The 13,555-nt window shown below is 72.5% G+C and carries 11 protein-coding genes and 2 riboswitches; of the genes, 5 read left to right on the top strand and 6 right to left on the bottom strand.

The genetic code is table 11. From position 1 onward, the window contains the following. The first annotated feature begins 58 nt into the window (after window positions 1-58). A riboswitch (glycine riboswitch) is annotated at window positions 59-153 on the top strand. 240 nt (window positions 154-393) lie between these two features. From gcvP to CXY01_RS17585, 5 genes are all read left to right on the top strand, one after another. Then, on the top strand, window positions 394-3,321 hold the full coding sequence (gcvP, locus tag CXY01_RS17605; protein WP_371862786.1) for an aminomethyl-transferring glycine dehydrogenase: 2,928 nt from the start codon (window positions 394-396) through the stop codon (window positions 3,319-3,321). Continuing rightward, a complete protein-coding gene (gene gcvT, locus CXY01_RS17600; RefSeq protein ID WP_146929993.1) occupies window positions 3,318-4,472 on the top strand; it encodes a glycine cleavage system aminomethyltransferase GcvT in 1,155 nt (384 codons plus the stop codon). Before gcvP ends, gcvT begins: the two co-directional genes overlap by 4 nt. A gap of 36 nt (window positions 4,473-4,508) precedes the next feature. Then, the gene (gene gcvH / locus CXY01_RS17595) at window positions 4,509-4,880 is read left to right on the top strand and encodes a glycine cleavage system protein GcvH (protein ID WP_146929990.1); all 372 of its coding nucleotides are present in this window, start codon (window positions 4,509-4,511) and stop codon (window positions 4,878-4,880) included. A 286-nt stretch (window positions 4,881-5,166) separates the two neighbouring features. Continuing rightward, window positions 5,167-5,400, top strand: coding sequence for a LuxR C-terminal-related transcriptional regulator (locus tag CXY01_RS17590; RefSeq protein ID WP_146929987.1), 234 nt, complete (start codon window positions 5,167-5,169; stop codon window positions 5,398-5,400). Between the two features lie 79 nt (window positions 5,401-5,479). Further along, a complete protein-coding gene (locus CXY01_RS17585; RefSeq protein ID WP_146929984.1) occupies window positions 5,480-5,905 on the top strand; it encodes a (deoxy)nucleoside triphosphate pyrophosphohydrolase in 426 nt (141 codons plus the stop codon). A 325-nt stretch (window positions 5,906-6,230) separates the two neighbouring features. Here the strand turns inward: CXY01_RS17585 and CXY01_RS17580 are convergent, their stop codons facing one another. The 6 genes from CXY01_RS17580 to CXY01_RS20935 form a co-directional block, all read right to left on the bottom strand. Further along, window positions 6,231-7,397 (bottom strand): MalY/PatB family protein, encoded by a 1,167-nt coding sequence (locus tag CXY01_RS17580; protein ID WP_146929981.1) that lies wholly within the window; start codon window positions 7,395-7,397, stop codon window positions 6,231-6,233. 213 nt (window positions 7,398-7,610) lie between these two features. After that, window positions 7,611-9,944 carry a 5-methyltetrahydropteroyltriglutamate--homocysteine S-methyltransferase gene (metE, locus tag CXY01_RS17575; protein ID WP_146929978.1) on the bottom strand — a complete coding sequence of 778 codons (2,334 nt, stop codon included), beginning with the start codon at window positions 9,942-9,944 and terminating at the stop codon, window positions 7,611-7,613. 7 nt (window positions 9,945-9,951) lie between these two features. Continuing rightward, entirely contained in the window at window positions 9,952-11,058 is a 1,107-nt protein-coding gene (locus CXY01_RS17570; RefSeq protein WP_246125463.1) for a methylenetetrahydrofolate reductase, read from the bottom strand. Then, a riboswitch (SAM riboswitch) is annotated at window positions 11,057-11,152 on the bottom strand. Its footprint overlaps the gene before it by 2 nt. Window positions 11,153-11,310: 158 nt before the next feature. Beyond that, a complete protein-coding gene (locus tag CXY01_RS17565) occupies window positions 11,311-11,526 on the bottom strand; it encodes a hypothetical protein (protein ID WP_146929975.1) in 216 nt (71 codons plus the stop codon). Between the two features lie 53 nt (window positions 11,527-11,579). Continuing rightward, window positions 11,580-12,194: a DNA-3-methyladenine glycosylase I gene (locus CXY01_RS17560; protein ID WP_146929972.1), complete on the bottom strand. Its 615-nt coding sequence runs from the start codon at window positions 12,192-12,194 to the stop codon at window positions 11,580-11,582. Window positions 12,195-12,263: 69 nt separating this feature from the next. Continuing rightward, window positions 12,264-13,523, bottom strand: a complete 1,260-nt coding sequence (locus CXY01_RS20935; RefSeq protein ID WP_186813448.1) for a TetR/AcrR family transcriptional regulator — start codon at window positions 13,521-13,523, stop codon at window positions 12,264-12,266. Window positions 13,524-13,555: the final 32 nt, after the last annotated feature.

The following is a 13,555-nucleotide window of genomic DNA, read 5'->3' as shown; positions in this document are numbered from 1 at the left end:
CGCGCCTCGCACGCTGGACAGCGCCGGGTACGCTGGCCCCACAACTTCACACGCTGCTCGAACCGCGGCGGGAGAGCTCCCGCACGACGTCCGGGACGCCGAAGGAGCAACCCTCCCCGGGAATCTCTCAGGCCCCTGTACCGCCACGGCGAGGCAACTCTGGAAAGCGGATCGACTCCTCTCGGGGACGAGGTCCCACCGACGGTGCAAGCCGGCGCGCCCCGACAGGCGGACCGGCAAAACTCTCAGGTCGCGCGTACCCATCCGCGTAATGACAGAGCGGGGAGCCCACCCACCGTCCCGGCACGTCCGGACGACCCAGCGGAGCAGCCCGTGACCACCGATCTGAGCCAGTTGCACGATGCCGTCGTGAGCGGCGCCCCCGCCATCCACCTGGACCTCGCGTCCGACGCCGTGCCGTTCACCAGCGTCGAGCACACGCCGGCGGCGGAGGTCTTCGCGGACCGCCACATCGGCCCGCGCGGCGGCGAGACCGCGCACATGCTGTCGGTCGTCGGCTACGCGGACCTCGACGCGCTGGTCGACGCCGCGGTGCCCGCGAGCATCCGCACGGACCGCCCCCTGGACCTGCCGGCGGCACGCTCCGAGGAGGAGGTCCTGGCGGCGCTGCGGACCATCGCGGGCCGCAACCGTGTGATGACGCAGATGATCGGCCAGGGGTACTCGGACACGATCACCCCGGCGGTCATCCGTCGCAACGTGCTCGAGTCGCCCGCCTGGTACACCGCGTACACGCCGTACCAGCCGGAGATCGCGCAGGGCCGGCTGGAGGCGCTGCTGAACTTCCAGACGATGGTCACCGACCTCACCGGTCTGGACGTGGCGAACGCGTCGCTGCTCGACGAGGCCACGGCGGTCGCCGAGGCGGTCGCCCTCATGTGGCGCGTCGCTCGCGGCAAGGCCGGCACCGTGGTGCTCGACGCCGACCTGTTCGGCCAGTCGCTGGCGGTCACCCTGGGCCGCGCCGAGGCGATCGGTCTGCCGGTCGTCGTCGCGGACCTGACCCACGGGCTGCCCGAGATCGAGGGGGACCTCATCGGGGTCGTCCTCCAGCAGGTCGGCGCCTCGGGACGCGTCCGTGACCTGCGAGACGTGGTCGCGCAGACCAAGGAACGCGGCGGGCTGGTCACGGTCGCCGCGGACCTGCTGGCGCTGACGCTGCTGACGTCCCCGGGCGAGCTCGGAGCCGACGTGTCGGTCGGCTCGGCGCAGCGCTTCGGTGTCCCGTTGTTCGGCGGCGGACCGCACGCCGCGTTCATGGCCGTGCGCACGGGCCTCGAGCGGATGCTGCCGGGCCGGCTGGTCGGTGTCTCCATCGACGCCGACGGCGCCCGCGCCTACCGCCTCGCCCTGCAGACGCGCGAGCAGCACATCCGGCGCGAGAAGGCGACGAGCAACATCTGCACCGCGCAGGCGCTGCTGGCCATCGTCGCGTCGATGTACGCGGTCTACCACGGGCCCGACGGGCTGCGGGCGATCGGCGAGCGGGTGCACGCCCGCGCGGCCGGCCTGGCCGAGCTCCTGACGGGCGTGGGCGTGACGGTCGAGCACGACACGTTCTTCGACACCGTGCGCACCGTCGTCCCCGGCAAGGCCCGTGCGGTCGTCGCGCAGGCCGCCGAGGCCGGTGTGAACCTGTGGGCGCCCGACGACGACCACGTGCAGATCGCCGCCGACGAGCGCACCACCGACGACCACCTGCTCCGGGTCGTGCTCGCGTTCGCCGCCGCCGGCACGACCACGCTGGAGGCCGAGGACGGCACGTTCGCGTTCGGCTTCCTCGGGACCGACGGGTCCGACGCCCTGCCCGCTGGGCTGCGCCGCACCAGCGCGTACCTGCAGCACCCGGTCTTCCACCTGCACCGGTCCGAGACCGCGATGCTGCGCTACCTGCGACGGCTGTCCGACAAGGACCTGGCCCTCGACCGCACGATGATCCCGCTGGGCTCGTGCACCATGAAGCTCAACGCGACGGCGGAGATGGAGCCCATCTCCTGGCCGGAGTTCGCCACCATCCACCCCTACGCCCCCACCGACCAGACCCTCGGCTACGCGGAGATGGTCACGGAGCTGCAGGACTGGCTGGCCGAGATCACCGGCTACGCCGCGGTGTCGGTGCAGCCGAACGCGGGCTCGCAGGGCGAGCTGGCCGGGCTGCTCGCCATCCACGGCTACCACGCGTCCCGCGGCGACTCGCAGCGCGACGTCTGCCTGATCCCCGCCTCGGCGCACGGCACCAACGCGGCCTCCGCGGCGCTCGCGGGCATGCGGGTGGTGGTGGTCGCGACGGCCACCGACGGCTCGATCGACCTGGACGACCTGCGCGCCAAGCTGGAGAAGCACGGCCCCGAGGTCGCGGCGATCATGATCACGTACCCGTCGACGCACGGTGTCTACGAGGAGGGCGTGCGCACGGTCTGCGAGCTCGTGCACGAGGCCGGTGGCCAGGTCTACATCGACGGCGCCAACCTCAACGCGCTCGTCGGGCTGGCCCGGCCGGGCGAGCTGGGCGGCGACGTCAGCCACCTGAACCTGCACAAGACGTTCTGCATCCCGCACGGCGGTGGCGGTCCGGGCGTCGGACCGGTCGCGGTCGCGGCGCACCTGGCGCCGTTCCTGCCGGGCGACCCGACGCCGGGTTCGGCGGCCGAGAACACCGTGGCCCCGGTCAGTGCCGCTCCCTGGGGCTCGGCGGGCATCCTGCCGATCTCCTGGGCCTACGTCGCGCTCATGGGTCCGGACGGGCTGAAGACCGCCACGGAGACCGCGGTCCTCGCAGCGAACTACCTGGCCACACGCCTGTCCGGCCACTTCCCGGTGCTGTACACGGGCCCGAACGGCCTGGTCGCGCACGAGTGCATCCTCGACCTGCGGGACATCACCAAGGCGACCGGGGTGACCGCCGAGGACGTGGCCAAGCGCCTCATGGACTACGGCTTCCACGCGCCGACCCTGTCGTTCCCGGTGGCCGGCACGCTCATGGTGGAGCCCACCGAGAGCGAGGACCTGGCCGAGCTGGACCGGTTCGTCGACGCGCTGGTGGCCATCCGCGGCGAGATCGACGCCGTCGAGGCCGGTCGCTGGGCCGTCGCGGACTCCCCGCTGCGCCACGCCCCGCACACCGCGGCGTCGGTCAGCACCGACACCTGGGAGCAGGCCTACCCGCGCGAGCTCGCCGCCTTCCCGGTGGCCGCGCTGCGCGAGGGCAAGTACTGGCCGCCGGTCCGCCGGATCGACGGTGCGCACGGCGACCGCAACCTGGTCTGCTCGTGCCCGCCCATCGAGTCGTACGCCGAATGAGAGTGGAGACCGTGGACACGTTGAGCCCTCTGCACGACGAGCACGTGGCCCTGGGCGCCGCCCTGACCAGCTTCGCCGGCTGGCAGATGCCCCTGCGCTACACCTCCGACATCGCCGAGCACACCGCGGTCCGGACGGCCGCGGGCCTGTTCGACCTGTCGCACATGGGCGAGATCGGGGTGACCGGCCCGGATGCCGGCCGTTTCCTGGACTACGCCCTCGTCGGCAACCTCTCCGGCCTGCGCCTGCTCGGCGCGCGCTACACGATGATCTGCGCCGAGGACGGCGGCGTGATCGACGACCTCATCGTGTACCGCGACACCGAGGACACGTTCCTCGTCGTCGCCAACGCCTCCAACCACGACACCGTGCTGGCGGAGCTCGCCGAGCGGACATCGGGGTTCGACGTGACCGTCGAGGACCGCTCACCGCAGACGGCGCTCATCGCCGTGCAGGGCCCGCGTGCCCTGGAGATCCTGCGCGCCACCGAGGGCCTGGCCGAGGCCGGGCACGACGCCGAGACTCTGAAGTACTACGCGGCCATCCCGATGACGTTCCAGGGCGAGCCCGTCTTCGTCGCCCGGACCGGCTACACCGGTGAGGACGGCTTCGAGTTCTTCCTCGACGCCGCCCTCGCCCCCGCGCTGTGGCGGGCGTTCCTGGCGGCCGGCCAGCCGTTCGGGCTGGTGCCCGCGGGCCTCTCGGCCCGTGACAGCCTGCGCCTGGAGGCCGGGATGCCGCTGTACGGCAACGAGCTCGACCGCACGACGACGCCGCACGACGCCGGACTGGGCCGCGTCGTGAAGCTGGACAAGGTCGACGACGAGGGTAACCCCCTCCCGTTCGTCGGCCGCCGTGCTCTGGAGGGCCGGTCCCAGTCGGAGCCGGCGCGTGTCCTGGTGGGCCTCGAGGGACTCGGCCGACGGGCCGCGCGGCACGGCTACCCGGTGCTGATGTCCGCCGCCGAGGACGCCCCGTCGATCGGCACGGTCACGTCCGGAGCGCCGTCCCCCAGCCTCGGACACCCCGTCGCGATGGCCTACGTGACCCCGGAAGTCAGCGCTCCCGGCACCGAGCTGGCCGTTGACGTGCGCGGACGCCACGAACCCGTCCGGGTGGTTGCTCTTCCCTTCTACCGCCGACACCGGTAGACCAAGCCCTAGAAGAAGTCGACAGGAGCCTCACTCATGACGGAGCTGCCCACCCACCTGCACTACACGGTCGAGCACGAATGGCTGGATGACGGCGCCCCTGCGACCGTCGGCATCACCGGGATCGCGGCTGACGCGCTCGGCGACATCGTCTACCTCGAGCTCCCCGCCGTCGGCGAGGAGATCAACGCCGGCGCGGTCGTCGGCGAGATCGAGTCGACCAAGTCGGTGTCGGAGCTGTACAGCCCCGTGTCCGGCACGGTCGTCGAGATCAACCAGGCTGCCGTCGACGACCCGTCGGTGGTCAACTCCGACCCGTACGGCCAGGGTTGGCTGCTCAAGGTCGATGTGACGTCCACAGGTCCGCTGCTCACGGCTGACGAGTACACCGCGCAGAACGCCGGTTGAACCTCGACGCCTCTGGGCTCGTTGCAGATGTGTGAGTCTCGCCACACGTCCTGGTCAGCCGTCCGGGTGAAAACTCGGTCCTGATCACACGTTCGGCGTATCAGCTGGAGAACTCGGCATTCATTGTGGGTGGCAAGCGCGATCGGGCGCACGGCGGGGGGGAACCCGCCCATGAGGAGATTGCTGGAAGTGGCGTCATGGCTCACCACCAGCCCTCTCTCATCCGGTACGCAGCCCAGAGCGTGACCCGGACCCCCCGGATCACGCAGCACACCGGAGGAACATCATGAGCATGTTGGAGACGAGCAGGACCGTCGGGCTCTCGAACGACGCACTCACGCGCCGCGAGCGGGTCGTGCTGGCCGAGCTCGCCGAGGACGTCACCCTCGAGGAGATCGCGACGCGGCTCTTCGTGACCAGGAACACCGTGAAGTCGCAGGTCCGCAGCGTCTACCGCAAGATCGGTGCCTCCACGCGGGCCGAGGCAGTCGCCTGGGCCATCGAGCACGGCATCCGCTGAGCAGGGTCGCCGGGCTCCAGAAGGTGGGCCGCCCCCCGCACCCCAGGTCCGTGGCACGCGGGCCTGGCAGACTCACCGCATGAGCACACCCGTACTGGTCGTGGCTGCGGCCATCGTCGACGACCTGGACGACCCGCGCGAGCTGCTGGCCGCACGCCGGGCGGTCCCGGCGCGTCTCGCCGGCCGGTGGGAGTTCCCCGGCGGCAAGGTCGACGGCGACGAGTCCCCCGAGGATGCCCTGCACCGCGAGATCCGTGAGGAGCTCGGTGTGCGCGTGGGCCTCGGTGACGAGCTCGTGGGACCGGACGACGGTGTGTGGCGCCTCTCCGACGACTACGTGATGCGCATCTGGCTGGCGGAGGTCGTCGAGGGCACCCCGGAGCCGCTCGTCGAGCACGACGAGCTGCGGTGGCTCCCCCCGCACCAGTGGCACGACGTCCCGTGGCTGGACGCCGACGTGCGCATCGTCGACAAGCTCGCGAGCCTGTCGGTCCGTCTCAGCTGAGCTGCTCTGTCGAGCCGAGTTCATCCGCTCTGTCGAGCCCCTGCCCCCTCCGGTGCAGGGGCTCGGTCGTGTCACCAGCGGTGGTTGGCGTTCTTCATGCACATCTGCCCGGTCCCGCGGCAGTAGCTGCACTCCCCGGACCAGCGCTTGCGGCCGACCCCGTCGCAACGCTCGCAGACCTTCACCGCCGAGCTGCACTCATCGCACTTCACCACGTCGATCTCCCATGACTTCGTTGTACAGGCGTGGGCCTTTTCGTGGGCTCCGTACGGACAGATCGGCACGTGCCGGGGGTCGACATGAGCCCGCGGGCTGCAGGTCTTGGTCACGAATCGGTTGCGACGTCCTCCAGGCTGCGCGCGAGGCGTCCCACGGCATCGGTCAGGACCGCCGTCGAGGCGGCCAGGTTGAGCCGCACGAAGCCGGTCCCCTCGATGCCGAACGTCGGTCCGGGGTTCAGAGCGACCCGGCCCCGTTGCAGGGCGAGCCGGGAGGGGTCGGCCCCTGCCCGGACCGGGGGGAGCGCCCGCAGGTCGATCCACGCGAAGTACGTCGCCTTCGGCGGTGACCAGACGGCGGCGGGCAGGTGCTCGGCGAGCAGGTCCGCGACGAGCCGCTGGTTGTGCCGGAGCCCGTCGAGCACCTCGTCGAGCCACGCGCCGCCCTCGCGGTAGGCGGTCCGCTGGGCGATCGCCCCGAGGTGCGTGACGCCGTCCGCGACGACCGCGGGCATGCGGGCCAGGTCGTCCACCGCCTCCGGACCGGGCACCGCGACCGCGGCGCGCAGCCCCGCCAGGTTGAACGCCTTCGACGCGGAGTGCAGCGCGATCGCGCCGGGGATCACGGTCGTCGTCGGCACGAACCGGGCGCCGGCGGCGAGCACCAGCGGCGCGTGGATCTCGTCGGCGACCACCCGCACGCCGTGCCGGGTGGCCAGCTCGCCGACCGCCCGCAGCTCGGCCGGCGTGTGCAGCGTGCCGGTCGGGTTGTGGGGGTGGCACAGCAGGTAGGCGGCGCGGCGACCGTCGGCGGTGGCCTCGCCGAACGCGCGCTCGAGCACCTCCAGGTCGAGCCGTCCGTCGGCGGCGAGCGGCGCGTTCACCAGGCGGCGGTCGGCGTGGTCCACGAATGCGGCGAACGGCGGGTAGACGGGTGGGTTGATCACGACCGCATCACCGGGGTCGGTCAGCAGCCGCAGGACCTCGACGACGCCGAGCATCACGTCCGGCACGAGGCGGGTGGTCGTCGGGTCCACCGCCCAGCCCCACCGGTCGGCGGCGAAGGCTGCCATCGCCTCGGCGTAGCCGGAGCCCGACGGGTACCCCGTGTCGCCGAGCAGCATCGCGTCGGTGACCGCACGGACCACCGGCTCCAGCTGCGGGACGTCCATCTCGGCGACGAACAGCGGCAGCACGTCCGGCGGGTAGTGCCGCCACTTCTCGCTGGTCCGTCGCCGGAGCGCGTCGAGGGGGACGGTGTCGAAGATCGTCACCCGACCGACCCTAGGGCGGACGAGGCCCACGGACACCTGGGTCGGCGATCACCACCGTGGCCCGCGATCCGCGCGGGGCGGGCGGCGGTCCGCCGGGAACCGGCAGCGCCCTGTCATCGGCGTCGAACCGGACGACCCGCCGCCGCGGACGTGCGTTCTCCCGGGCGCGCGACAGCCCCGGACACCTGTCGGCGTCCGGGGCTGTCGGGTGGATCAGAGGGTGGCGCGCACCTTCCGCGTCGCCTCCAGGATGTGCTCCAGCGACGGGGCGACCTCCTCGTAGCGGCGGGTCTTCAGACCGCAGTCGGGGTTGACCCAGAGCTGGTCGACGGCGATGGCCTTGACCGCCTCGGTGAGGAGCTCCTCGACCTCGCCCTCGCTGGGGACGCGCGGCGAGTGGATGTCGTAGACGCCCGGGCCGATGCCGCGCGGGTAGCCGGCCGCCGAGATGTCCCCGAGGATCTCCATCTTGGAGCGAGCCGCCTCGATGGAGGTCACGTCGGCGTCCAGACCGTCGATCGCGCCGATGATCTCGCCGAACTCCGAGTAGCACAGGTGCGTGTGGATCTGCGTGTCGGGGCGCACACCGGCGGTCGACAGGCGGAACGACCGGACCGACCAGTCGAGGTAGGCCGCGTGGTCCTCGACGCGCAGCGGGAGCAGCTCACGCAGGGCGGGCTCGTCCACCTGGATGACGGCGATGCCGGCAGCCTCGAGGTCGGCGATCTCGTCGCGGAGGGCGAGGCCGACCTGGTTGGCGGTGTCGCCGAGCGGCTGGTCGTCGCGGACGAACGACCACGCGAGGATGGTCACCGGGCCGGTGAGCATGCCCTTGACGGGCTTCTCGGTCAGCGACTGGGTGTACGAGGACCACTCGACCGTGATCGGCTTCGGCCGCGAGACGTCGCCCCACAGGATCGAGGGACGCGTGCAGCGCGAGCCGTAGGACTGGACCCAGCCGTTCTGCGTCACGGCGAACCCGTCGAGGTTCTCCGCGAAGTACTGGACCATGTCGTTGCGCTCGGGCTCGCCGTGCACCAGCACGTCGAAGCCGATCTTCTCCTGCAGGTCGACGACGCGGCGGATCTCCGCCTTCATCTCCTCGTCGTACTGCGCCTCCGTCAGCTCACCCTTGCCGAACGCCGCGCGGGCGGTGCGGATCTCGGTGGTCTGCGGGAACGAGCCGATGGACGTCGTCGGCAGCGGCGGCAGGTTGAGCCGGGCCGCCTGCGCGGTCTTGCGCTCGTCGAACGGGCCGCGGTTGAAGGCGCTCTCGTCGAGCGCGGCGACGCGGTCGCGGACCTGCGGGTTGACGACGCCGGGCGCCGTGCGGCGGGAGCTCACCGCGTCCGCCGCGGCCAGCAGCTGCTCGTGGATGGCCTCGCGGCCCTCGGTCAGACCCTCGGCCAGCGTGACGACCTCGACGACCTTCTCGTCGGCGAAGGCGAGCCACGTCTTGAGCGTGGCGTCGAGGTTCGGCTCGTCCGTGAGCGTGTGCGGGACGTGGAACAGGGACGTCGACGTGCCGACGGTGACCGCCGCGGCGCCCAGGCCCTCGAGCTGCTCCAGGATCGCCAGCTTGGCGTCCAGGTCCGCGCGCCAGATGTTGTGGCCGTCGATGACACCGGCGACCAGCGTCTTCGACTCCAGGCCCGGGACCGCCTCGGCCGGGGCGTGGCCGCGGACCAGGTCGATGCCGATGGCCTCGACGTCGGTGGCGGCGAGCACCGGGAAGGCGGCGCCGAGGTCGCCGTAGGGCGCCGCGACGAGGATCGCGGGACGCGTCGGGCGGGACAGCTCGGTGGCGAGCGCGCGGTACGCCTCGATCACGGAGGCCAGCAGCTGCTCGGCCGGCACGGCGACCGAGTCGGAGACGAGCGCGGGCTCCTCCAGCTGCACCCAGGTGGCACCCGCGGCGGCGAGGTCGGTGAGCAGCTCCGCGTACACCGGCAGCAGGTCGGCCAGGCGGTCGATGGGCGCGAAGCCCTCCGGCGCGTCCTCGGTCGCCTTGGCCAGGGCGAGGTACGTGACGGGACCGACGATCACGGGACGCGTCAGGACGCCGTCGGCGAGGGCTTCCGTGAACTCCCGCACGGGACGGTCGCTGGCGTAGCGGAAGGTGGTCTCCGGGCCGATCTCCGGCACGAGGTAGTGGTAGTTGGTGTCGAACCACTTGGTCATCTCGAGCGGCAGGTCGTCGCCGCGGCCGCGGGCCACGGTGGAGTACCCGGCGAGGTCGAGCGCACCGTCGGTGCCGACGACGTCCGCGAACCGGGCCGGCACGGCACCGACCACGGCGGTGGCGTCGAGCACGTGGTCGTAGAACGAGAACGCGCTGGGGATGGCCGGCACGTCGGTGGCCAGGCCGAGCTCGGCCAGGCGGGTGCGGGTGCGCTTGCGCAGGTCGGCGGCGGTCGCCTCGACCTCGTCGACCGACGTGCGACCGGCCCAGAACGCCTCGAGGGCCTTCTTCAGCTCACGGCGCGGGCCGATGCGGGGGTAGCCGAGCACGGAGCTGGCAGGAAACTTCGGGCTGCTGTCGGTCATGTGATTCTCAGTCCCTCGTGGATCGGGCGGGAGCCGTGTCCTGCGGCCAGCTGGCCAGGTCGGGAGCTGTCCGAGCTCCGCCGTCGAGGTGTGCACCCTCGAGCAGGTCAAGTGCGGCATGGTGCTGGTTGAACGTGTACAGGTGGACTCCGGGGGCGCCGCCGTCCAGGACGCCGTTGACCAGGTCGACGCTCGCCCGGATGCCCCGGTGATGACGGTCGAGCTCGTCGTCGGCGGAACCGAGCAGGTCGAGCAGGTCGTGCGGTACGGGGACGCCGGTCAGCTCCTGCACGCGCAGGAGCCGGGCGGGGTCGGTGGTCGGGATGATGCCCGGGATGATCGGGATGGTGACGCCGGCCTCCCGGGCCTCCGCCACGATACCGAGATAGTCGTCGGCGTCGAAGAACACCTGGGTGATCGCGAAGTCGGCCCCGGCCTCCTGCTTGGCCAGCAGCGAGGCGACGTCCTGCGCGCGGGTGCCGCCCGTCGCGTGGTTGCCGCGGGGGAAGGCGGCGACCGCGACCGACAGCGGACGCACCCGGGCCCGGACCGCCTGCGAGGGGCTGTCCGCGCACCGCTTCGCCTCGATGTCCCGCAGCAGCTCGACCAGCTCGCTCGCGGTCTGGAGACCGTCCGGGTGGGCCGCCCAGTCGCTCTGGTCCGTGGGCGGGTCGCCGCGCAGGGCGAGGAACGACCGCAGGCCCTCGTCGAGGAACTCCCCGACGATGGTGGTGATCTCCTCGCGTGACGTCCCCACGCAGGTGAGGTGGGCGATCGGGTTGAGGGAGGTCTCGCGCAGCAGCCGGCGGACCAGCGCGCGGGTGGTCACCCGGGTCTTGCCCGAGGCGCCGTACGTCACCGAGACGAAGTCCGGCTTGACCGTCTCGAGCTGCTGGATGGTGTTCCAGAGACGAGGGGCCGCGTCGGGGTTGCGGGGCGGGAACAGCTCGAAGGAGATGGTCGGCCGGTCGTTGGCGGCAACCGCGCGACGGCTGGGCGACACGTGCAGGCCGGGGGTGCGCGGCTCCACGGCGGCGGCGCTCACGGCGCGACCGGTCGGGTGGTCGGGCACCGGTGCGGTGCGGGGACACATGGCCTGCGGGACATTGCTCACTCCATCGTCCCTGGCGGAAGCACCCACACCCTCGCGAGGAGGGGGGTTGCTGCGGCGTCGTCGAGCCAGGTCTCTCGGCCGCTCTGGATGGTAGGCGTGATGCTAGACCGCAGATCACATGCTGGGCAACGATGCTCGACAGATGAGATGTGAGCGTCCGCGGTGTGACGGCTCGGTCACCCTGCCGTCAGATGGCTCGACGGCGGGCAGCGCGGAGCGACGTGGCCCGCGACGGCGGGCGCGTCCGCGGGGTCAGTGCGGGCGTCGGGGCGAGAGCGTGCTCGTGTGCATGCGGCTGCGCTGCGACGGGACGTCGAACCAGGAGTTCGGTGAGCCGGCCGGGACGGACAGCAGACCGTGCTGCACCGCCTCGAGGATCTCGGCATCGGGGGCGACGTTGTCCGCCAGAGCCTCGGCCGCCACGCGCGCGGCATCACGCCGAACGTCGGGGTCGGGCGTGTCCGTCATGCCGGGCACTGTAGTCCCGCACACCGCACGCTGCCGAGACCCCGGCGTGAGCATCACCCGGCGGGAGTAACGCCGACCGATCCGTCCGCGACTCCCCCGGTCACCACCGGGCACGTCGCCAGGTGGTCGTCGACGACGCCGCAGGCCTGCATCGCGGCGTACGCGGTGACGGGTCCGACGAACCGGAAGCCCAGCAGCTTGAGCTCCTTGGCCAGTGCGCGGCTCTCCGGCGTCTGCGCGGGCACGTCCGCCCAGGAGACCGGGCGTACGTGCTCCGACCGGGCAGGAGCGTGCGACCAGAGCACCTGGTCGAGCGTGCGGCCCGACGCGTGCAGGTCTCGCAGCGCGCGGCCGTTGGCGATCGTCGCCTCGATCTTGGCGCGGTTCCGCACGATGCCCGCGTCATCGAGCAGCCGGGCGACGTCGTCGTCGCCGAACGCGGCCACGACCTCGGGGTCGAAGTCCGCGAACGCCGCCCGGAACGCGGGCCGCTTGCGCAGGATGGTGATCCAGGCGAGCCCGGACTGGAACGCCTCGAGCGCGAACCGCTCGAACAGCGCGTGCTCCCCGTGCACGGGGCGGCCCCACTCCTCGTCGTGGTACTGCTCGTAGACGGGGTTGCCGTCGCCGAAGCAGCGGCCGGGGCGGGGGACGTCGGGCGAGGTCATGCGCCGAGTCTGCCGCGGGGTGCCGACACGGGGATCGGCGGGTGTGGACACGCGTGGGCTGTGGGCGGCTCAGGAGGCGAGCGCGATGAGCCGCTCGATCCCGTCGAGGATGAGCACCGTCCCGAAGTCGAGCTCCCCCTCGTCGGAACCGGCGTCGTCGGGGAACGAGAACGCCCCCTCCGCGGCGGCCCGCCGCAGGGCCGGGTGCTCCTCCTCCGACGCGAGCATCGCGATGAGCGCACCCAGGTCGGGTGCGGGCGCACCCGCCGCGGTGGTGCCGACGGCCGCGGTCCGGCCGGCGCCGCTCAGCTCCTCCTCGACCCGCAGCCGGTCCAGCGTGTGCGAGGCGAGCAGCCCGATCGCGCCCACCTTCTGGTGCTCGGACAGCGGGGTGCCGTCGAGCGCGGAGAGCATGGCCTCCATCCACGCGAGCCGACCCGGCCCCACGGCGTGCAGCACCTCGGACGCGCGCGCCAGCCAGGGGTGCGCGGACAGGATCGGCTGCTGGACCGCGAGCACGAGCTCGAGCCGCTCGCGCCAGCCGCCGACCTCGGGTCCGACGACGGGAGGCCGGCCGGCCGCGCGGTCCGACATGAGGCTCAGCACCTCGTCCTTGGACGAGACGTAGCGGTACAGGGACATCGTCGTGAAGCCGAGCGACTCGGCGAGCCGGGCCATCGAGACGCCGTCGATCCCCTCGGCGTCCGCGAGCGCGATGCCGGCGTCGGCGATCTGCTCCAGCGTGAGACCGGGCCGAGGTCCGGGGCGGCCGGGGCTGGGCGTGCGCCACAGCACCGCGATGCCCGGTGGCAGGTCCGCGGGGACGCTGTCCGAGCCCGCCACGCGGATGGCGTGCCGACGAGCCTTCTCGGCCTCACGGGCGGCCTGCTGCTGCGCGAGTGCCGCCGCGCGCTGCGCCTTCTCGGCCTCGCGGAGCTGGCGGGCGGCGTCGCGGACGGCCTGCTGAGCGGCGCGTTCCTCGTCCCTGCGCCGCTGCTCGGCCTGCTTGACGGCGTCCTGCTCGGCGCGGAGCCGGTCGCGCTGGCGCTGCTCGGCCTGCTTGACCGCGTCCTGCTCGGCCTTGAGCCGGTCGCGCTCGCGGCGCTCGGCCTCCTTGACCGCGTCCTGCTCGGCCCTCAGCCGGTCGCGCTCACGGCGCTCGATCTCCTTCTGCGCCTCCCGGTCGGCCTTCTCGAGGTCGCGGCGGAGACGCTCCGCCTCCTTGGCCTCGGCGCGCTCGGCCTTCTCCCGGTCCCGTCGCAGGAGCTCGGCCTCGCGGCGGGCCTCCTCGGCCTCCCGTGCGGCTGCTCGTGCCTCGTCGTCGTCCACGGCACCTCCTTGACCCGTGATCCTATAAGTGT

This window comes from Cellulomonas xylanilytica, from assembly GCF_007989805.1.
Lineage (GTDB): Bacteria > Actinomycetota > Actinomycetes > Actinomycetales > Cellulomonadaceae > Cellulomonas > Cellulomonas xylanilytica.
This window is presented reverse-complemented; position numbering and strand designations above follow the sequence as displayed.